At 75.1% G+C, this 18,612-nt stretch carries 16 protein-coding genes; 10 read left to right on the top strand and 6 right to left on the bottom strand.

Annotation, left to right across the window (positions count from 1 at the left end; all coding sequences use genetic code 11):
* Nucleotides 1-8: 8 nt before the first annotated feature.
* The gene (locus IEX99_RS13760; RefSeq protein WP_188901219.1) at nucleotides 9-200 is read right to left on the bottom strand and encodes a hypothetical protein; all 192 of its coding nucleotides are present in this window, start codon (nucleotides 198-200) and stop codon (nucleotides 9-11) included.
* Between the two features lie 346 nt (nucleotides 201-546).
* On the opposite strand from IEX99_RS13760, the gene IEX99_RS13765 reads away from it, so the two are divergent.
* The 7 genes from IEX99_RS13765 (at nucleotide 547) to IEX99_RS13795 (ending at nucleotide 9,002) form a co-directional block, all read left to right on the top strand.
* Nucleotides 547-2,238, top strand: coding sequence for a hydantoinase B/oxoprolinase family protein (locus tag IEX99_RS13765; RefSeq protein ID WP_188901221.1), 1,692 nt, complete (start codon nucleotides 547-549; stop codon nucleotides 2,236-2,238).
* Nucleotides 2,235-4,295: a hydantoinase/oxoprolinase family protein gene (locus IEX99_RS13770; RefSeq protein WP_188901223.1), complete on the top strand. Its 2,061-nt coding sequence runs from the start codon at nucleotides 2,235-2,237 to the stop codon at nucleotides 4,293-4,295. Before IEX99_RS13765 ends, IEX99_RS13770 begins: the two co-directional genes overlap by 4 nt.
* 1 nt (nucleotide 4,296) lies before the next feature.
* On the top strand, nucleotides 4,297-4,905 hold the full coding sequence (locus tag IEX99_RS13775; protein WP_188901225.1) for a cysteine hydrolase family protein: 609 nt from the start codon (nucleotides 4,297-4,299) through the stop codon (nucleotides 4,903-4,905).
* Nucleotides 4,906-4,990: 85 nt separating this feature from the next.
* Entirely contained in the window at nucleotides 4,991-7,309 is a 2,319-nt protein-coding gene (locus IEX99_RS13780) for a xanthine dehydrogenase family protein molybdopterin-binding subunit (RefSeq protein WP_188901227.1), read from the top strand.
* Between the two features lie 127 nt (nucleotides 7,310-7,436).
* Complete coding sequence (locus IEX99_RS13785) at nucleotides 7,437-8,144, top strand: RraA family protein (protein ID WP_188901229.1); 708 nt, start codon at nucleotides 7,437-7,439, stop codon at nucleotides 8,142-8,144.
* Nucleotides 8,144-8,530: a hypothetical protein gene (locus IEX99_RS13790; protein WP_188901231.1), complete on the top strand. Its 387-nt coding sequence runs from the start codon at nucleotides 8,144-8,146 to the stop codon at nucleotides 8,528-8,530. Before IEX99_RS13785 ends, IEX99_RS13790 begins: the two co-directional genes overlap by 1 nt.
* A 10-nt stretch (nucleotides 8,531-8,540) precedes the next feature.
* On the top strand, nucleotides 8,541-9,002 hold the full coding sequence (locus IEX99_RS13795) for an acyl-CoA thioesterase (protein WP_188901233.1): 462 nt from the start codon (nucleotides 8,541-8,543) through the stop codon (nucleotides 9,000-9,002).
* Here the strand turns inward: IEX99_RS13795 and IEX99_RS13800 are convergent.
* Nucleotides 8,968-9,894, bottom strand: a complete 927-nt coding sequence (locus tag IEX99_RS13800) for a DMT family transporter (RefSeq protein WP_229678024.1) — start codon at nucleotides 9,892-9,894, stop codon at nucleotides 8,968-8,970. The genes IEX99_RS13795 and IEX99_RS13800 overlap by 35 nt on opposite strands.
* A 231-nt stretch (nucleotides 9,895-10,125) precedes the next feature.
* Nucleotides 10,126-10,689, bottom strand: coding sequence for a GlcG/HbpS family heme-binding protein (locus tag IEX99_RS13805; protein ID WP_188901237.1), 564 nt, complete (start codon nucleotides 10,687-10,689; stop codon nucleotides 10,126-10,128).
* 357 nt (nucleotides 10,690-11,046) lie between these two features.
* Here IEX99_RS13805 and IEX99_RS13810 point away from each other — a divergent pair, with 357 nt between their 5' ends.
* Complete coding sequence (locus tag IEX99_RS13810) at nucleotides 11,047-11,826, top strand: class II aldolase/adducin family protein (protein ID WP_188901239.1); 780 nt, start codon at nucleotides 11,047-11,049, stop codon at nucleotides 11,824-11,826.
* Between the two features lie 19 nt (nucleotides 11,827-11,845).
* Here the strand turns inward: IEX99_RS13810 and IEX99_RS13815 are convergent, their stop codons facing one another.
* On the bottom strand, nucleotides 11,846-12,508 hold the full coding sequence (locus tag IEX99_RS13815) for an AroM family protein (RefSeq protein ID WP_188901241.1): 663 nt from the start codon (nucleotides 12,506-12,508) through the stop codon (nucleotides 11,846-11,848).
* Between the two features lie 94 nt (nucleotides 12,509-12,602).
* On the opposite strand from IEX99_RS13815, the gene IEX99_RS13820 reads away from it, so the two are divergent.
* Complete coding sequence (locus IEX99_RS13820) at nucleotides 12,603-13,775, top strand: iron-containing alcohol dehydrogenase (protein WP_188901242.1); 1,173 nt, start codon at nucleotides 12,603-12,605, stop codon at nucleotides 13,773-13,775.
* Nucleotides 13,776-13,796: 21 nt separating this feature from the next.
* Here the strand turns inward: IEX99_RS13820 and IEX99_RS13825 are convergent, their stop codons facing one another.
* Complete coding sequence (locus tag IEX99_RS13825; protein ID WP_188901245.1) at nucleotides 13,797-14,798, bottom strand: tripartite tricarboxylate transporter substrate-binding protein; 1,002 nt, start codon at nucleotides 14,796-14,798, stop codon at nucleotides 13,797-13,799.
* A gap of 1 nt (nucleotide 14,799) precedes the next feature.
* Nucleotides 14,800-17,421: a protein translocase subunit SecD gene (gene secD, locus IEX99_RS13830; protein WP_188901247.1), complete on the bottom strand. Its 2,622-nt coding sequence runs from the start codon at nucleotides 17,419-17,421 to the stop codon at nucleotides 14,800-14,802.
* A 119-nt stretch (nucleotides 17,422-17,540) separates the two neighbouring features.
* Here secD and IEX99_RS13835 point away from each other — a divergent pair, with 119 nt between their 5' ends.
* Nucleotides 17,541-18,548, top strand: a complete 1,008-nt coding sequence (locus IEX99_RS13835) for a Gfo/Idh/MocA family protein (protein ID WP_188901249.1) — start codon at nucleotides 17,541-17,543, stop codon at nucleotides 18,546-18,548.
* Nucleotides 18,549-18,612 lie beyond the last annotated feature (64 nt).

The following is an 18,612-nucleotide window of genomic DNA, read 5'->3' on the forward strand; positions in this document are numbered from 1 at the left end:
CCCGTCCGTCAGCCTTTCTGCTCGCGAAGCTCCGCTTCCAGCGCCGCGATCTTCGCCGCGATCGAAGCGCGCAGCGCCGGGGTCACATGCGGCTTCATGCCCGCGAGGACCTGGCGCAGCTCGGCGAGCTGGCGCCGCTTCTCGTCGCGCGAGCGCCGGATCGGGCGGTTGTCGGAGAACTGGTTCTCGTAGGCGCGCATCGCATCGGATCCCCTGTCCGGCGCCCGGATCCGAATCGCCCGGCCAGGGTCGGGGCGAGTCGGATCCAGGCGCGTTCGAGCCGTCGATTCGCGCCCTGGCGTGCCCGCCTGCAGTGCGCACGCTCAGGGCGCTCGCCGTCAGGCTGCGGGGTGCGCGGCGCCGCGTCAACGCGCGCGGGCCGGGGGCGTCGGGCCGGACCTGCCGGGCACCGGACGCCGCATCGGCGGCCTCCGGAGCGGACCACCCCGGCGCACCGGGATGGGCGGCTTCGCGATCGGCGGCGCCGCCGCTAGGGTGCGACCGGCCTTCCCGCCCGAGGCGCACCTGTCCGGGACCGCAGCCGACATGAACGCCGCCTGCCCGCTCGACCCCGTCACCCTCGCCGTGCTGAAGGGCCGGCTGGAGCAGATCGCCGACGAGATGGACGCGACGCTCTACCGCAGCGCCTTCAACCCCATCATCGCCGAGGCGCGCGACGCCTGCCACGGCCTCTACCACGCCGGGAGCGGCGACACCCTGGTGCAGGGCACCAAGGGCCTGCCGATCTTCGTCGGCGCCATGTCCTTCGCCGTCCGCTCGGTGATCGCGAAGGTCGCGCGCGAGGGCGGGCTCGGGCCCGGCGACACCTTCCTCTTCAACGACCCCTACGACGGCGGCACGCACCTCAACGACTTCCGCCTGGTGCGGCCGGTCTTCCGCGGCGGGCGGCTGTTCTGCTGGATCGCGAGCGTCGGCCACTGGCTCGACATCGGCGGCAACGTGCCCGGCAACTACAACGCCGCGGCGATCGAGAGCTTCCAGGAGGGCGTGCGCGTCCCGCCGGTGAAGCTCATCGCCGCCGGGCGGATGAACCGGGACATCGTGGACATCCTCGCCTGCAACAGCCGCGTGCCGCAGTCGAACTGGGGCGACCTGAACGGCCAGCTCAACGCGCTCGACCTCGGCGAGCGGCGGCTCGCCGAGCTGCTCGACGAGTACGGGGACGAGCGCATCGCGGCGGCGCTCGGCGCGCTCACGGACCGGGCCGAGGCGCTGATGCGCGAGCAGATCGCGGCCCTGCCGGACGGCAGCTACCGCTTCGACGACTGGCTCGACAACGACGGGGTGAGGGACGAGCCGCTCTCCGTCGCGCTCGACCTGACGGTGGCCGGCGACCGGATGACGCTCGACTTCTCGCGCTCCTCCCCGCCCTGCGCCGGGCCGCTCAACATCTCCTACGCCACCACCGTCGCGGCCTGCTACGTCGCGCTGAAGCACGCCTTCCCGGAGGTGCCGGCGAATGCGGGCGTGCTGCGGCCGATCCGGTTCGTCGTCCCCGAGACGACGCTCCTCGGCGCCAGGGCGCCGCGCCCGGTCGCCGGCTACACCGAGACGATCCTGCGCCTGATCGGCGTGATCCTCGGCGCCCTCGGCAAGGCGGTGCCGGAGCGCGCGACGGCCGGCCCCTTCGGCACGATCAACGCGCTCTCGCTCTCCGGCCAGCGCCCCGACGGGACGCGCTGGCTGATGTTCTCCTTCTTCGGCGGCGGCCTCGGCGGCAACCCCGAGAGCGACGGCCTGCACCACGCCAACAACCCGATCAGCACCGCCACCATCCCGCCCGCCGAGATCCTGGAGGCCGCGAACCCGGTGATGTTCACGCAATGGGCGCTGCGCCCCGACAGCGCGGGGCCCGGCATGCACCGCGGCGGCGTCGGCGCCATCTACGAGATCGAGGCGCTGGCCCCCGGCGCCACCGAGGTGGCGCTGCTCGGCGAGCGCGGCCGCTTCCCGCCCTTCGGCGTGAACGGCGGCGGCCCGGCGGCGATGACGCGCTTCGCCTGGCAGACCGATACCGGCTGGGCGAGCCCGCCGATGGCGAGCAAGGTCGTCGGCGTGACCATCCGCCAGGGCCGGCGCGTTCGGCTCGAGACGCCCGGCGGCGGCGGCTTCGGCGACCCGCGGGCGCGGCCGCGCGAGCGGGTCGCGCGCGACCTGCGCCTCGGCTACGTCAGCGCCGAGGCGGCCCGGCGCGACTACGGCGTGGATGTCGCATGAGGACCGAAGGCGCCGCGATCGTCGGCGTGGATGTCGGCGGCACCTTCACCGACCTGTTCCTCTTCGACCCCGCCAGCGGCGCCTTCCGCACGGCGAAGGTCCCCTCGCACCGCGGCGACGAGGCGGTGGGCTTCCTCGCCGGCCTGCGCGCGCTCGGCGGCGTGGCGGGGATGGGCGCGATCGTGCACGGCACCACGGTCGGCACCAACGCGCTGCTCGAGCGCAAGGGCGCGCGGCTCGGCGTCATCACCACCGCGGGCTTCCGCGACGTGCTGGAGATGCGCCGGCGCGACCGCCGCCACACCTGGGGCCTCTGGGGCGACTTCACGCCGATCGCCGACCGCGACCTGCGGCTCGAGGTGCCGGAGCGCACCCTCGCCGACGGCACGATCCGCGCGCCGGTGGACCTCGGCGCCGTGCGCGAGGCGGCGCGCGCCCTGCTCGCCAGGGGCGCCGAGGCCTGCGCCATCGTCTTCATCAACAGCTACGCCAACCCGGCCAACGAGCGCGCGGCGGCGGAGGTCGTGCGGGGCCTCTGGCCGAACCCCCACGTCTCCGTCTCCTCCGAGATCCTGCCGGAGATCCGCGAGTTCGAGCGCGCCTCCACCACGGCGCTCAACGCCTACCTCCAGCCCGTCGTCGCCTCCTACCTCGGCGCGCTCGAATCGGCGCTCGCGGAGGAGCGGTTCGCCGGCCGGTTCCACATCGTCCAGTCCAACGGCGGCCTCATGTCCACCGCGCGCGCGCGGCGCATGCCCGCGCGCACCGCGCTCTCCGGTCCCGCGGCGGGCGTGATCGCCGCGGCGGCGATCGCCCGCGCGGCGGGGTTCGGGAACGCGATCACCTGCGACCTCGGCGGCACCTCCTTCGACGTCTCGCTGGTGGTCGGCGGCCGGATGGCGCTCGCCGCGCAGGCGACGATCGATTTCGGCCTCGTCATCCGCAGCCCGATGATCGAGATCACCACGATCGGCGCCGGCGGCGGCTCGATCGCGCGCGTGGACCGGGGCGGGCTGCTGCAGGTCGGGCCGGAGAGCGCCGGCAGCCGCCCCGGCCCGGTCTGCTACGGCCAGGGCAACGACCGGCCGACGCTGACCGACGCCAACCTGGTGCTCGGCCGCATCAACGCCGGGCGCCCGATCGGCGGCGCCCTGGCGCGGCTCGACACGGAGGCCGCGCGCGAGGCGATCGCGCGCCATGTCGGCGCGCCGCTCGGCCTCGACCCGCTCGCCGCGGCCGAGGCGATCGTGCGTGTCGCCAACGCCCGCATGGCCGGCGCGATCCGCCTGGTCTCGATCGAGCGCGGCCACGATCCGGCGCGCTTCGTCGCGGTCACCTTCGGCGGCGGCGGCGCGCTGCATGTCGGGGCGCTGATCCGCGAGGTCGGTCTCCGGGCCGCGCTGGTGCCGCGCTTCCCGGGCGTCACCTCGGCGCTCGGCTGCGTCATCGCCGATGTGCGCCACGACCAGGTGCGGACGCTGAACCTCGCGCTCGACGGCCTCGACGCGGCGGCGCTCGACCGGCGCATGGTCGCCGAGGCCGCCGCCGCGCGCGCCGTCGTCGAGGCCGCCGGCCTGCCGGTGGAGCGCATCGAGACCCTGTTCGAGCTCGACATGCACTACCAGGGCCAGACCCACACGGTCGGCGTCCCCGTGCCGGTCGCGGTGCGGAACGGCACCACCGGCGTCACCGAGGCGGCCGTCCGCGAGGCGTTCGAGGCCGCCTACCAGGCCGCCTTCAGCCGCCTGCTCCCGGGCCTTCCGGTGCGCATCGTCACCCTCCGCACCGCGGCGATCGGGCGCCGGCCGCCGCTTGACCTCGCCGCGCTCGCGCCGGGGGAGGGGGCCTCGATGGCGGCGGCGGCGCGCGGCACGCGGCCGGTGTTCTTCGACGGCGCCTGGCGCGACACGGCGATCCTCTCGCGCCTCGACCTGCCCGTGGGCGCCGTCGTGCCGGGGCCGGCGATCCTCGAACAGCCGGACGCCACCATCGTCGTGGACCCCGGCCTCGTCGCGCGCGTGGACCGCTTCGGCAACCTGATCATCGAGAGGGCGTGAGATGGCCGGCCCGCCGATCCCCGTCAGCCAGACGGCGCTGCTGCTCTGCGACCTGCAGAACGACTTCCTCCACCCGCGCGGCGCCTACGGCCGCGCCGGCCAGTCCGCGCCGGAGATCGCCGCCCTGCCGGCCCGCATCGCCCCGCTCGCGCGGCGCATGCGCGAGGCCGGCGGCTGGATCGTCTCGACGCATTTCACCCTCGTCCCCGGCAGGGGCGGCGAGCCCTTCCTCTCGCCGCATCTGCGCCGGCTCCGCCCCTTCCTGGCGAAGGGCGACTTCGCCCCCGGCTCCTGGGGCCACGCGCTGGTGGAGGAGCTCGCCCCGGCCGACATCGCGGTCGAGAAGGTCGCCTTCTCCGCCTTCTACATGAGCCGGCTGGAATGGGTGCTCGGCCGCGCCGGCATCCGCCGGCTGCTCGCCTGCGGCATCGTCACCAACGGCGGCGTCGCCTCCACCGTGCGCGACGCCCATGTGCGCGACTTCGAGGTGACGCTGGTCGAGGACGGCTGCGCCGCCTTCTCCCCGGAGGTGCACCGCGTCGCCGTGGAGGCGCTGCGCCCGGTCGCGCGCATCGCCACCATCGCCGAGGCGCTTGCGGAGCTTTCGTGAGCCACAGGGGCGGCACACGGACCGTCCCCCCTCGACAGTCCGCCGCCGCCCCGCTTCCTATGCATCCGACCTTCGAGGGAAGCCCATGGAGAAGTTCGGCATCGGACAGCCCGTGCGCCGGAAGGAGGATGTCCGCTTCCTGACCGGCCGCGGCACCTACACCGACGACATCGACCGCCCCGGACAGGCGCACGCCGCGATCCTGCGCTCGCCGCACGCCCATGCGCGGATCGTCTCGATGGACACCACTGCGGCGAGGTCCGCGCCCGGCGTCGTCGCCGTCCTCACCGGCAAGGAGGTGGCGGAGGACGGGCTCGGCTTCCTGCCCGTGCTGGTCGAGGTGCCCGGCGTGGACGGCAAGCCGCTCTGGCGCCCGCCGCGGCCGATCCTGCAGGGCGAGCGCGTGCGCTACGTCGGCGACCCCGTCGCCCTCGTCGTCGCCGAGACGCGCGCGCAGGCGATCGAGGCGGCCGAGCTGATCGAGGTCGCGTACGACATCCTGCCGGGCGTCACCGACACCGCCGCCGCCGACGCGCCCGGCGCGCCGGTGATCTGGCCCGAGCGCGGCTCCAACCTCTGCGTCCACTGGTCGAGCGGACGCGAGAAGGAGACCGAGGAGGCCTTCGCCCGCGCCCACAGGGTCGTCGCGGTGGACCTGATCAACAACCGCCTCGTCGGCAACCCGATGGAGCCGCGCGTCGCGATCGGCGAATGGGACGGCAGCCGCTACGTGCTGCATTCGCCCACCCAGGGCGCGCTCCGCGTGCGCGACGGCCTGGCGCAGCACGTCTTCAAGGTGCCGAAGGACAGGCTGCGCGTCGTCTCGCCCGATGTCGGCGGCGGCTTCGGCCTGCGCGGCAAGCTGTTCCCGGAGAGCGCGCTGGTCCTGTGGGCGGCGAGGCGGCTCGGGCGCCCGGTGAAGTGGCGCGCCGACCGCACCGAGACCTTCCTCTGCGACCCGCACGGCCGCGACCACGTCACCCACGCCGAGATGGCCTTCGACGCCAACGGCAAGGCGATCGGCCTCAAGGTGCGCACAATCGCGGCGATGGGCGCCTATCTGCTCGACTTCGGCCCGCGCATCCCGACCCTCGCCGGCGGGCGGATCAACGGCACGGTCTACGACATCCAGGCCGTCAACGTGCAGGTGCGCTGCGTCTTCACCAACACCGCGCCGACCGACGCCTACCGCGGCGCCGGCCGGCCGGAGACCGCCTACGTGATCGAGCGCCTGCTCGACCAGGGCGCCGCCGCCTTCGGCATCGGCCGCGACGAGATCCGCCGGCGCAACTTCATCCGGCCGGAGCAGATCCCCTACGCCAACTGCGTCGGCAACGTGATCGACAGCGGCCGCTTCGAGGAGACGCAGGCGATGGCGCTGAGGCTCGCCGACTGGCAGGGCTTCCCCGCCCGCCGCGCGGCGGCGCAGGCGCGCGGCCGGCTGCGCGGCATCGGCCTCGGCTACTTCATCGAGGCCTCCGGCGGCCAGCCGCAGGAATGGGCACGCGTCACCCTGACGCAGGACGGGCGCGCGAGGCTCGTCGTCGGCACCTTCAGCCACGGCCAGGGGCACGAGACGGCCTTCGCGCAGGTGCTCTCGGAGAAGCTCGGCATCCCCTACGACCGGATCGACCTCATCCAGGGCGACACCGACGTGGTGGAGCAGGGCGGCGGCACCGGCGGCTCCCGCTTCTCGCAGATGGGCGGGGTCGCGGTGGCGCGCGCGGCGGCGCTGGTGATGCGGAAGGCGTGCCGCATCGCCGCGCACCTGCTCGAGGCCGGCGCCGAGGACGTGCAGTTCGAGGACGGCGCCTTCCGCGTCGCCGGCACCGACCTCTCCGTCACCTGGGACCAGGTGATCGCTGCCGCGCACGACCCCGCGCGCCTTCCTCCCGGCGAGGCGCCCGGCCTCGACGAGAAGCTTCTCTACAGGCGCGACACCGAGTGCAACTTCCCGAACGGCTGCCATGTCGCCGAGGTGGAGATCGACCCGGACACCGGCCAGGTCGCGCTGGTGAACTACGCCGCCGTCGACGATGTCGGCGTGCCGATCAACCCGATGCTCGTGCACGGCCAGTGCCACGGCGGCATCATGGCCGGCATCGGCCAGGCGATGCTGGAGCACGCGCGCTACGATCCCGAGAGCGGCCAGTTCCTCACCGCCACCTTCCAGGACTACGCCCTGCCGCGCGCCGCCGACGCGCCCGCCTTCCGCCTCGACCTCAACGTCGTGCCCTGCCCGAGCAACGACCTCGGCGTGAAGGGCGCGGGCGAGGGCGGGGCCTGCGGCGCGCCGCCGGCGATCGTCTCGGCGGTGTGCGACGCGCTCGGCGTCGCGCATCTCGACATGCCGCTGACGCCGGAGAAGGTCTGGCGCGCCCTGAACGGCCGGGCCGCGGCCTGACCGGCGGCGCTTTCACGGGTCAAGGCGGCGCCTCCCCGGCGCGGGGCGCCGCCGGCCGGTCCGCGCGCGGGGATTTGACCCCGCGCCCCGCGCCGCCCGATGTTCCGCGCCCGAGGAGGCCCCAGCCATGACCGACCTGCCCTTCACCGCCGCCGATCTCGAGGCGCTGCGCCAGTGGGACACGCCGACGATCTGCAACGCGCTGGAGATCGTCGCGCCCGCGCGCCGCGGCCGCGGCTTCTCCGTCCGCCCCTTCGTCTGCGCCGATCCCTCGCTGCCGCCGATCTGCGGCCTCGCCCGCACCGGCACGATCCGCGCCGCCCAGCCCTCCGGCCGCACGAAGGAGGAGGACCGCGCCGCGCGGCTCGGCTGGTACGAGTACGTCGCGAAGAGCCCGCTGCCGACCGTGGTGGTGATCGAGGACCTCGACGAGATCCCGGGCACCGGCGCCTTCTGGGGCGAGGTGAACAGCGCCGTGCACAAGGCCCTCGGCGCGCTGGGCGTCGTGACCTCCGGCTCGATCCGCGACCTCGACATGGTCGCGCCGGGCTTCCAGATGCTCGCCGGCGCGGTCGGCCCGTCGCACGCCTATGTGCATGTCGTGGATTTCGGCGGCGAGGTGAACGTGCACGGCATGCCCTGCGCGCACAACGACGTGGTCCACGCCGACCGCCACGGCGCGGTGGTGATCCCGGCCGAGGCGGTGACGCTGCTGCCCGCCGCGATCGAGCTCGGCGCGCGGCGGGAGAAGGTGATCCTCGACCTCTGCCGCGCGGGCCAGCTGACCCTCGCCAGCCTGCGGGAGGCCTTCCGCAAGATGGACGACATCCACTGATGCGGCCGGGCGTCGCCGTGGCGGCCCTGCTCGCGGCGCTCCCGCCGGCCCTCGCGCCGCCGGCGCGGGGGCAGGAGCGGCTCGCCTGGGCGATGGCCGCGCGCGTCTGCCTCGCGGGGGACCCGCACGCCTTCGCCACCCTCGCGGCCGATCTTCCCGGGGGCGGCGCGCGGCTGGTGGTCCACCGCGCGGACGGCACGCGCGAGCTGTGCGAGGCCATGCCCGCCGGCGGCGTCCGCCAGCGCGCGCCCGTGCCGTCCGCGCAGCATGTGCCGCGGGCCTCCGACCCCGCCTTCTTCCTCGAACGCCGCTGCGTGGACGCGCGGCGGGTCGAGGCCGCGGACGGCGCGATCCTGGGCTGGCTCGCCTACCCCGCTTGCGGGTAGAAGCCGGGCCATGCAGACCGAGCCGATCGCCCGCGTCCGCCCCGAATGGGTGGACCATTACGGCCACATGAACCTCGCCTACTACCTGGTCGTCTTCGACATGGCGACCGACGTGCTCTGGCCGCGCCTCGGCCTCGGCCCCGGCTTCCGCGAGCGCGGCCTCGGCACCTTCGCCGCCGAGTCCTGGCAGGCCTACATCCGCGAGGTGACGCTCGGCACGCCACTCGCCTGCGACTCGGAGGTCCTCGCCTTCGACTCCAAGCGCCTCCTCCTCCGCCACCGCATGCGCCACGCCGAGGAGGGGTGGGAGGTGGCGGAGAACGAGGTCCTCTACCTCTGCGTGGACCTCGGCGCGCGGCGCGTCGCCTCCTGGCCGGAGGACGTCCTCGCCCGCTTCGCCGCCGCCGCGACCGGCGGCCCCGCCAGGCGCCTGCGCCTCAACCCGCGGGCCGCGCCGGCCCCGGCCGGTTGACGAGCCAGATCCCGAAGCCGATCAGCACCACCGCCGCCGCCAGCACCGGCGTCACCGGCTCGCCGAGCAGCAGCGCGCCGGCGGCGACGCCGAAGACGGGCGTCAGGAAGCTGAAGGCCGCGAGGCGCGAGGCCGGGTAGCGCGCGATCAGCCAGAACCACGCGACGTAGCTCGCCGACGCCACGATCAGCACCTGGTAGGCGAGGGCGGCGGCCACGAGCGGCGCCCACCGGATCGTCCAGCTCTCGCCGAGCAGCAGCGAGGCCGGCGGCAGCACCGCCGCCGAGACGACGAGCTGGTAGAGCAGCGTCTTGGCCGCCGGCAGGCGCGAGAGGCGCGACGCCTTGATCACCACCGTCGTCGCCCCCCAGAGCACCGCCGCGGCCAGGCACATCAGGTCGCCTTCCAGCTCGCGCGCCGAGGGCAGGCGCAGGCTGTCGGCGAAGGCGAGGGCGAGGCCGAGGAAGGCGGCGAGGAGCCCGGCGAGCTTCGCCCCGGTCAGCCGGTCCCCCGGCGTGAACCAGTGGGCGCCGAGCGCGACGACGAAGGGCGAGAAGTAGAGGAACACCACGCCGCGCGCGGCGGTGGTGCGGTCCATGCCGGCGAAGATCAGCAGGAACTCGCCGGCGAACAGCAGGCCGGCAAGCAGCCCCGGCCCGAGCGAGCCGTCGCGCATGCCGAGCCGGATGCCGCGCAGCCGGCACCACAGCAGCACCAGCGCCGCCGCGCCGAGCGAGCGCAGCGCGCAGTGCAGCACCGGCGCGATTCCCGCATTGCCGACCTTCACCGCCACCTGCGCCAGGCCCCAGAGCGCGCAGAGCAGCACCATGAGGCCCACCGCGGTCGCATCCAGCGTGGCGGCGGAGGGGCGGGGGAGGGGGTGCGCCCTCAAGCGGCGCCGCTCCGCGCCGTGTGCGCGCCGCGCTCGCGGGGGTCCGCCACGCGGCATCGAAGGGCGGGAGTCATCCGCTGCGGCGCATCCGATGCGACGGCGCGGCGCGCGCGGCGTGGACGGCCGGCTTGCAGGCCCCTCGGCGGGCGGTGGCGCGGGCCGGCGCCCGCCTCGGACGCATCGCCGCCGCCGGTGCTGCGCTCCGCGTCCTCCGCCGGGAGGCGCATGCCGTCACTGCAGCCGGTCACGGATGCGCGCGATGCCGGCCTCGGCGCACTGGTCGTCGAGATGCCCGCCCGGCGCGCCGCCGACGCCGATCGCGCCGACCACCTCCTCGCCGACCCGGATCGGGATGCCGCCGCCGAGGATCAGCAGGCCCGGGATGGCGGGCAGCTGCGACGCGCCCGGGTTGGTGCGCACCATTTCCAGGAGCGCGCTGGTGGTGTTGCGCAGGGTGGCCGCCGTGTAGGCCTTGCCGCGCGCGCTTTCCACCGTGTGGGGCGCGGCGCCGTCGCCCCGCAGCAGCGCCTTCAGGATGCCGGAGCGGTCCACCACCGCCGCCGCGACGCGCCAGCCGCGGCCGGCGCAGGCCTCGACCGCCGCGGCAACCGCCTCGGCGGCGAGGAGGGCGGAGATGCTGCGCTCCGCGACGAGGCCGGCGCGCGGCGCGGCCTGCTGCTGCGCCTGCGGCGCGGCCGGCGGCGGCGTCGCCGGGGAGGCGGGCGGGGCGGGGGCCTGGGCGCCGGCGGCGCCCGGAAGGATCAGCGCGGCCGCGAGCGCGAGGCGGCGGAGCATGTCGGACCTCCTTCCTGCTGCGATGCCTTTCGCATGTCCGGCCCGCCGGCGGGAAGGGGCCGCTCGCCGGCTCCGCTGCGGTCACGCCGCCTCGGCGACCTCCCTCTCGTCGCAGCACGCGCCGGCACCCCGCCTGCAGGGCCGGCCGGTCGTCCCCGCACCCGCCTCGCACCCGGGCCGGCTCCGTCATCCCGGCCTCCCCGGACCGCGCCCGGCGGGCGGCGCCGGTTGCGAACCGATGCCGCCGCAGCGGGGATGGGGTTTCCGCCGCGTCGGGACCGTTTCGCGCATGCCGGGCCACGTTGACGCGCCCCGGCGGCGGCAGGACGATCGCGATCCTCCGAGGGAGACCCGCCGATGAGCCCCGTCGCATCCCCTCCCGCCGCTCCGCCGCGCGGCATGAGCGCGGTGGAGTGGCGCACCCGCTGCGATCTCGCCGCCCTCTACCGCCTGGTCGCGCATTTCCGCATGACCGACCTGGTCTACACCCACATCAGCGCGCGCCTGCCCGGGCCGGAGCACCACTTCCTCATCAACCGCTACGGCGTCCTGTTCCACGAGATGCGCGCCTCCGACCTGGTGCGGATCGACCTGGAGGGAAGGGTGCTGGAGCCGGACGCGGCCTCCCGCCCCGTGAACGCGGCGGGCTTCACCATCCATTCCGCGGTGCACATGGCGCGCGAGGACGCGATCTGCGTCGTCCACACCCACACCGCCGCGGGCATCGGGGTCTCGGCGCAGAGGCACGGGCTGCTGCCGATCAGCCAGCACGCGCTCGGCTTCTACGGCCGGCTCGCCTATCACGACTACGAGGGGGTCGCCCTCGACCTCGGCGAGCGGGAGCGGCTGGTCGCCGATCTCGGCCCGCACCGGGCGATGATCCTGCGCAACCACGGACTGCTGGTCTGCGGGCGGACCATCCCGGAGGCCTTCCACCTGATCTACATGCTCGAGCGCGCCTGCCAGGCCCAGCTCGCAGCCATGACCGGCGGGGCGGAGCTGGTCCTGCCGCCGAGGGAGGTGTGCGAGCGCACCGCGGCGCAGTTCGAGCGGCTCGACGACCTCGCGCACTACGACATGGTCTGGCGGGCCGTGCTGCGCCTGATCGAGGGCCAGGGGCCCGATTGGCGTCAGTAGGGCGGACGCGACGCCCTGCTCACGCCTCCGCCAGCAGGCTCGCCGCCGCCCGCGCCGCGACCGCGACCGAGAGCAGGACGGGGCAAGGCAGCAGCGGCGCGATCCGCGCCTTGTCTGCCCGCGTGTAGGAGATGCAGTCGAGCACCGCGAGATCGGGCGCATGGGCCGCCATCGCCCGCCCCGCCGCCGCCCGCGCCTCGTCGTCCGAGCGCGGGCGGAGCGGCACCGCCACCACCTCCAGCCCCTGGCGCCGGCGCCGCGCGCAGGTGAACTCCGCCTGCTCCGGCAGCGGCACGAACACGCCGAGCCGGCCGCGCGGCAGCAGCGCCTGGACCAGCGCGTTCAGCACCTGGGTCGGCTGCACGATGTCGGGCCGCTCCGGCAGCCCGGCGAAGGCGCCGGTGCAGGCGAGCAGGACCGGCCCGGTCTGCCTCGCGACCAGCGCGCGCATCCGCTCCCCCACCACCGCCTTGGAGAGCGTCATCGTCTCGCCCGAGGGCAGCACGCTGAACAGGTAGTCCCCCGGCCCGCGCGGCGCGGCATCGGCGATCTCGGCGCGCGAGAGCCCGTCCAGCGCGCCGGCCATGGCGATCCCGATGCCCGGCACGGCGGCGGCGATCTCCGCGGCGAGGTCGGTCCGCGGCGCCTGCCCGATCACGAGGACGTTGAGGCGCGGTTCCATCCGTCCCTCCCGGAGGCTGCCGCGGCGAGGGTAGCGGCGGCCCGCGCCCGCGCCTAGTCTGCGCCCTCCTCAGCCCGGCCCAGGGGATCGTGCCATGGTCGTCTCACTCGTCTCGCCGCGCCTGCTGATGATCGGCGGCGGCGCCGTCGCGCGGGCGGCGGAGGCGCTCGCGCAGCTCGGCCTCTCGCGCCCGCTCCTCGTCACCGATCCCTGGATGGCCTCCTCCGGCACGGTCGAGCGCGTCCTCGCCCCGCTGCGGGCCGCCGGCATCGCCGCGCAGGTCTTCTCCGAGACCGTCTCCGACCCGACCGACACGGTCGTCGAGGCCGGCGTGGCGAGGCTGCGCGCGGGGGATTTCGACTGCCTCGTCGGCTTCGGCGGCGGCAGCCCGATGGACACCGCCAAGGCGATGGCGATCCTCGCCGCCGCGCCGCCGGGCACGCACATCCGGGAGTTCAAGGTCCCGGCGCAGGCCAACCGCGCCGCGCTGCCGGTGGTCTGCATCCCCACCACCGCCGGCACCGGCTCCGAGGCGACGCGCTTCACCGTCATCACCGACACGGAGCGCGACGAGAAGATGCTGATCGCCGGCCTCGGCGCGCTGCCGCTGGCCGCGATCGTGGACTACGAGCTCACCTTCTCCGTCCCGCCGCGCACCACGGCCGACACCGGCATAGACAGCCTGACCCACGCGCTGGAGGCCTTCGTCTCCCGGCGCGCGAATCCCGAGGCGGACCAGTACGCGCTGCGCGCCATGCGCCTGATCGCGCCCAACCTGCGCACCGTCTACCGCGCGCCGCGCGATGCGAAGGCGCGCGAGGCGATGATGCTCGGCGCCACGCTCGCCGGCCTCGCCTTCTCGAACGCCTCGGTGGCGCTGGTGCACGGCATGTCGCGCCCGATCGGGGCGCATTTCCACGTCCCCCACGGCCTCTCCAACGCCATGCTGCTGCCCGCCGTGACCGAGTACTCGCTGCCGGCCGCCCTGCCGCGCTACGCCGAGGCGGCGCGGGCGATGGGCGTCGCCTCCGCCGCCGAGGGCGACCAGGCGGCGGCGGCGAGGCTGGTCGAGGAGCTGCGCGCGCTCAACCGCGACCTCGAGGTGCCGACGCCGCGCGCCTACGGCATCGAGGAGGCGCGCTGGAACGCGCTGCTGCCGAGGATGGCCGAGCAGGCGCTGGCCTCGGGCAGCCCCGCGAACAATCCGCGCGTGCCGGGGGCGGAGGAGATCGTCGCCCTCTACCGCCGCTGCTACGCGGGCGGGTGAGGGCCGGCGAGCGCGCCGGGCTCAGCCTTCCGGGGCGGTCCAGGGCTCCCGCTGCCAGCGCCGGCGCAGCGTGTCGGTCAGGCCGGCCAGGGCCGGCGCCCATTCGGCGCGCGGAATGTAGCGCGGCTCGTAGCCGCCCGACTCGGCCTGGGAGGCGAACTCGGGATCGGCGACGACGGCGCGGAGCGCGGCATCGAGCGCCGCCAGCCTCGCCTCCGGCACGCCGCGCGGCGCGGCGAGGCCGCGGTGGTCGGCGAGGCGGAGAGGCGGCAGGCCCGCCTCGGCGAAGGTCGGGATCTCCTCGAGCGGGGGGTAGCGGCGCTCGCTCGCGATGGCGAGGCCGACCAGCTTGCCCTCGCGGAGCCCGATGATCGCGTCGGGCAGCGGCAGCATCGCCGCTGCGACGTTGCCGGCGACCGCCGCGCTGCGCGCCGCTGCGGCACTGGGGAAGGCGAGGCGCGGCAGCGGCAGCGCGGCGGAGAGCATCGCCGCGACGAGCTGCGCCGCGCCGCCGGGCGGCGGCGTGCCGAGCAGCCCCCTGCGCGCGCCAGGCGCGCGCAGCGCCGCCAGTTCCGCCGCGGGCCCGCCGCCGCTCGCCGCCGCTGCCCCGGCGACCAGGACGACCGCCTCCTCGGCCACCGAGGCGACGAAATCCAGCCCCGACAGCAGCGGCGCCTCCGCACGCTCGATGCAGCGCGCGATCAGGGCCGGGACGGAGACGACGCCGAGCGTCCGCCCGTCCGGCGGCGAGTCGAGCAGGGCGCGGGCGGCGACGAGGCCGCCCTCGCCAGGCAGGTTGCGCAGGGCGATGCCGCTGCGCGGCCAGTGCCGTTCGAGGAAGGGCGCGAAGCCGCGCGCCCAGCGGTCGGCCGGGCTTCCCGGGCCGGCGCCGACGAGCAGCGTGAGGGCGGTCGGCCGTCGCGCCAGGGCCGGCCCGGCGCCCGCGGCGGCGACCGCGGCACCCGCCGCGCCGAAGGCGATGCGACGGCGCGTCACGCGCGACGCGGCGACCGCGCCGACCATGTCACGCCTTGGCGGCGCGCGCCGCCACCTTCCCGGCCTCCCGCCCCTCGGTGGCCGCGGGCTCGCCCTTGCCGGTGCCGCCCGTATCGCTCGGCCGCAGCGACCGGCGCCCGGTGAACAGCACGATCGGCGCGGCGATGAAGATGGAGGAGGAGGTGCCGACCACGATGCCGAACACCATCAGCCAGGCGAAGCCGGACAGGGTCGTCCCGCCGAACAGCCCGAGCGGCACCGCCGCGAGCAGCAGCGTCATCGAGGTGCCGATGGTACGGTTCAGCGTCTCGTTGATCGAACGATCAACGAGCTGGTCGAGCGGCATCTGCTTGAACTTGCGCAGGTTCTCCCGCATCCGGTCGAACACCACGACCTTGTCGTTGGCGTTGAAGCCGATGATGGTCAGGATCGCGGCGACCGTGGTCAGGTTGAACTCGATGCCGGTCAGCACCATGAACCCGACGACCTTGGTGGTGTCGAGGATCAGCGTCGCGACGCCGGCCAGGCCGAACTGCCATTCGAAGCGGAACCAGATGTAGAGCAGCATCGCGAGGAAGGAGAGCCCGAGCGCGATCAGGCCGCCGAGGAACAGCTCCGCCGAGATGCGGTTGCCGACCGCCTCCACGCGCAGGATGCGTGTCCCGGGCGCCGCGCTGTCGAGCGCGCCGCGAACCGCCTCGACCGCCCGCTGCGTCCCCGCCTCGTCGCCCTGGACCGGCAGGCGCACCAGCACCGTGGAGGCATCGCCGAACTGCTGCAGCCCGACCTCGCCGAGGCCGAGGCCGCTCGTCGCCGAGCGCAGCGTCGCGAGGTTGGCGGGGCCGGGTGTGCGCACCTCCATCACGATGCCGCCGCGGAAGTCGATGCCCTTCTCGAGCCCCGGATAGAAGGCCCCCACGACGGCGAGGGTGGAGATGAGCGCCGAGGTCATCACTCCGATCCGCGCACCGCGCATGAAGCGGATGCGCGTGTTGTCCGGGACGATGCGGAACAGCGGTCGCCGCAGCCGCTCCAGCAGGCCGGCGCCCGGCCGCTCCGCCACCGGCAGCTCCTTCGCCCGGGTGCGGCGGTACCACCAGGACATCAGCAGCCGCACCAGGACCGTCGCCGTCCACATCTGCACCACGGTGCCGATCGAGACCGTCACCGCGAAGCCGCGCACCGGCCCCGAGCCGAAGGCGTAGAGGCAGGCCATGGCGATCAGGTTGGTCAGGTTCGAGTCCCAGATGGTGCCGGAGGCCCGGACGAAGCCCGCCTCCATCGCCGCGACCGGGGTGCGGCCGTTCCTCACCTCCTCGCGGATGCGCTCGTTGATCAGGATGTTCGCGTCGAGCGCGGTACCGAGCGTCAGCACGATGCCGGCGATGCCGGGCAGCGTCAGCGTCGCCTCCAGCAGCGACAGCGCCGCGACCATCAGGATGATGTTGAACACCAGCGCGACGTTGGCGAACCAGCCGAACAGCCCGTAGGCGAAGCCCATGTAGAGGAAGACGAACACCGTCCCCACGGCCAGCGAGATGATGCCGGCCCGGATCGCATCCGCGCCGAGCTCGGGCCCGACCGTGCGCTCCTCCACCACCGTCAGCGGCGCCGGCAGCGCGCCGGCGCGCAGCAGCACGGCGAGGTCGTTGGCGGTGCGGACCGTGAAGTTGCCGCTGATCTGGCCACGCCCGCCGGTGATCGGCTCGCGGATCACCGGGGCCGAGATGACCTTGTCATCGAGGACGATGGCGAAGGGCCGGCCGACGTTCTGGCGCGTCACCTCGGCGAAGCGGCGGGCGCCGACGCTGTCGAACTGGAAGTTCACCACCCATTCGCCGGTGCGCGGGTCCTGCCCGGCCCGCGCGTCGGTCAGGTTCGCCCCGTCCACCGCGACCTGCCGGCGCACGGCGTAGCGCTCCCCGGGCTGGTCGCCGGGCAGGAACATCACCCCCGGTGGCGGCGTCGGGCGGGTCAGGTCCGCGCTCTCGTCGAGCAGGTGGAAGGTCATCCGCGCCGTCCGACCGAGCAGTTCCTTGATCCGGTTCGGGTCCTCCACGCCGGGGAGCTGGACCAGGATGCGGTTCTGGCCCTGGCGCGCGACCAGCGCCTCGACCAGCCCGCTCTCGTCGATGCGGCGGCGGACGATCTCGATGGATTGCTCAACCGCGCCGGTGGCCCGGGCGCGCAGCCCGGCCTCGGTCAGGGTCGCGGTGACGGTGCCGTCGGGCCGCACCTCGACGGCGATGTCGGGCTGGGTCAGGCCGCCGCCGACCGGGACCTGCACCGCCGCCTCGCGCAGGATGCGCGCGAGGTCCTGGGCCCGCGCCGGGTCGGACGGCCGCACCGAGACGCGCCGCTCCGCCACGTTCGAGGCGAGCCCGGTGTAGAGGATGCGCGGGCTTGCGCGCGATGCGCCGGTGCGTACCGCGTCCTCCAGCGCGACCAGCCGCTCGCGCAGGATCGCACTGGTGTCCACCTCGAGCAGCAGGTAGGAGCCGCCGCGCAGGTCGAGGCCGAGGTTGACCTGGCGGGCCGGGAGCCAGTCCGGAAAGGAGGCGCGGGGGAACAGGTTCGGCAGGCTGAACAGCACGCCGAGCAGGAGGACGGCCAGGATCGCGGCGGTCTTCCAGCGCGCGAAATGCATCATCGGGCGAAGCGACTCCCCGGACTCTCGGCGGCCCGCCGGTATCTGACAGCGGGACGGGGGGGATGCAACCCTCGCGCCCGGGCTGCTAGGAAGCCGCCCGCCTCGAGGGATCGGCCGACATGGTGCTCTCCGTCGGCGTGCTCGGCGTCGGCCATTTCGGCCGATTCCACGCGCTCAAGCTCGCCTCCGCCGTGCCGCGCGCGCGGCTCGCCGGCGTGTTCGACGCCGATCCGGCGCGCGCCGCCGCCATCGCCGCGGAGGCCGGCGCGCCGGCCCTGGACTCCGCCGCCGCGCTGATCGCCGCCTCCGACGCGGTGGTGGTGGCGGCGCCGACCCGGTTCCATGCCGAACTGGCCGGCGCCGCCCTCTCCGCCGGCCGGCACGTGCTGGTGGAGAAGCCGATGACCGCGAGCCTCGCCGAGGCCGACGCGCTGATCGCCCTGGCGCGCCGGCGCGGCGCCGTGCTGCAGGTCGGCCACCTGGAGCGGTTCTCGGCCGCGCTGCAGCTCCTGTGCGGCGCCGGCCCCGGCGGCGGCGTGCTGCGCGAGTGGATCGGACGGCCGCTCTACCTGGAGGCGATCCGCATCGCGCCGTTCCGGCCGCGCAGCCTCGACGTCTCGGTGGTGCTCGACCTGATGATCCACGACCTCGACCTGGCGCTCGCCCTGGTCGGCAGCGAGCTGGAGTCGGTGGACGCGGTCGGCGCGCCGGTGATGTCGCCGCACACCGACATCGCCAACGCCCGGCTGCGCTTCGCCGACGGCGCGGCGGCGACGATCACGGCGAGCCGGGTCAGCCTGAAGATGGAGCGCAAGCTGCGCGTGTTCGGGACGCGGGGCTACCTCAACGCCGACTTCCTCGCCCGCAGCCTGCACCTGGTGCGCAGGGGCGCCGGCGAGCCGCTCCCCGCCATGCCGGAGTTCGGGATCGAGACGCGGAGCTGGCAGGACCACGACTCGCTGGAGGCGGAGCTGCGCGCCTTCGTCGCGAGCTGCCTCGACGGCGCGCCGGTGGTGGTGGACGGCGCCGCGGGGCGGCGGGCGCTGGAGGCCGGGCTCCGGGTGCTGGACTCGATCGCGGCGAACCGGGCGAAGGCGGAGGCCTCGGGCCTGCTCGGCCCCGACTAGCGCCGATTTCGCTCGGCCGTGCCCGCTGCAGCGGCTCCCGCTCGTTGTTTGTCGGGCGGATCCA

The organism is Caldovatus sediminis (genome assembly GCF_014644455.1).
Classification (GTDB): domain Bacteria; phylum Pseudomonadota; class Alphaproteobacteria; order Acetobacterales; family Acetobacteraceae; genus Caldovatus; species Caldovatus sediminis.

Bases quoted from the DNA above. Each gene is read 5' to 3' on its own strand.
- IEX99_RS13770 (WP_188901223.1), top strand. From the start codon at position 2,235: ATGAGGACCGAAGGCGCCGCGATCGTCGGCGTGGATGTCGGCGGCACC.
- IEX99_RS13785 (WP_188901229.1), top strand. From the start codon at position 7,437: ATGACCGACCTGCCCTTCACCGCCGCCGATCTCGAGGCGCTGCGCCAG.
- IEX99_RS13775 (WP_188901225.1), top strand. From the start codon at position 4,297: ATGGCCGGCCCGCCGATCCCCGTCAGCCAGACGGCGCTGCTGCTCTGC.
- secD (WP_188901247.1), bottom strand. From the start codon at position 17,421: ATGATGCATTTCGCGCGCTGGAAGACCGCCGCGATCCTGGCCGTCCTC.
- IEX99_RS13820 (WP_188901242.1), top strand. From the start codon at position 12,603: ATGGTCGTCTCACTCGTCTCGCCGCGCCTGCTGATGATCGGCGGCGGC.
- IEX99_RS13795 (WP_188901233.1), top strand. From the start codon at position 8,541: ATGCAGACCGAGCCGATCGCCCGCGTCCGCCCCGAATGGGTGGACCAT.
- IEX99_RS13835 (WP_188901249.1), top strand. From the start codon at position 17,541: ATGGTGCTCTCCGTCGGCGTGCTCGGCGTCGGCCATTTCGGCCGATTC.
- IEX99_RS13805 (WP_188901237.1), bottom strand. From the start codon at position 10,689: ATGCTCCGCCGCCTCGCGCTCGCGGCCGCGCTGATCCTTCCGGGCGCC.
- IEX99_RS13815 (WP_188901241.1), bottom strand. From the start codon at position 12,508: ATGGAACCGCGCCTCAACGTCCTCGTGATCGGGCAGGCGCCGCGGACC.
- IEX99_RS13760 (WP_188901219.1), bottom strand. From the start codon at position 200: ATGCGCGCCTACGAGAACCAGTTCTCCGACAACCGCCCGATCCGGCGC.
- IEX99_RS13765 (WP_188901221.1), top strand. From the start codon at position 547: ATGAACGCCGCCTGCCCGCTCGACCCCGTCACCCTCGCCGTGCTGAAG.
- IEX99_RS13780 (WP_188901227.1), top strand. From the start codon at position 4,991: ATGGAGAAGTTCGGCATCGGACAGCCCGTGCGCCGGAAGGAGGATGTC.
- IEX99_RS13790 (WP_188901231.1), top strand. From the start codon at position 8,144: ATGCGGCCGGGCGTCGCCGTGGCGGCCCTGCTCGCGGCGCTCCCGCCG.
- IEX99_RS13825 (WP_188901245.1), bottom strand. From the start codon at position 14,798: ATGGTCGGCGCGGTCGCCGCGTCGCGCGTGACGCGCCGTCGCATCGCC.
- IEX99_RS13810 (WP_188901239.1), top strand. From the start codon at position 11,047: ATGAGCCCCGTCGCATCCCCTCCCGCCGCTCCGCCGCGCGGCATGAGC.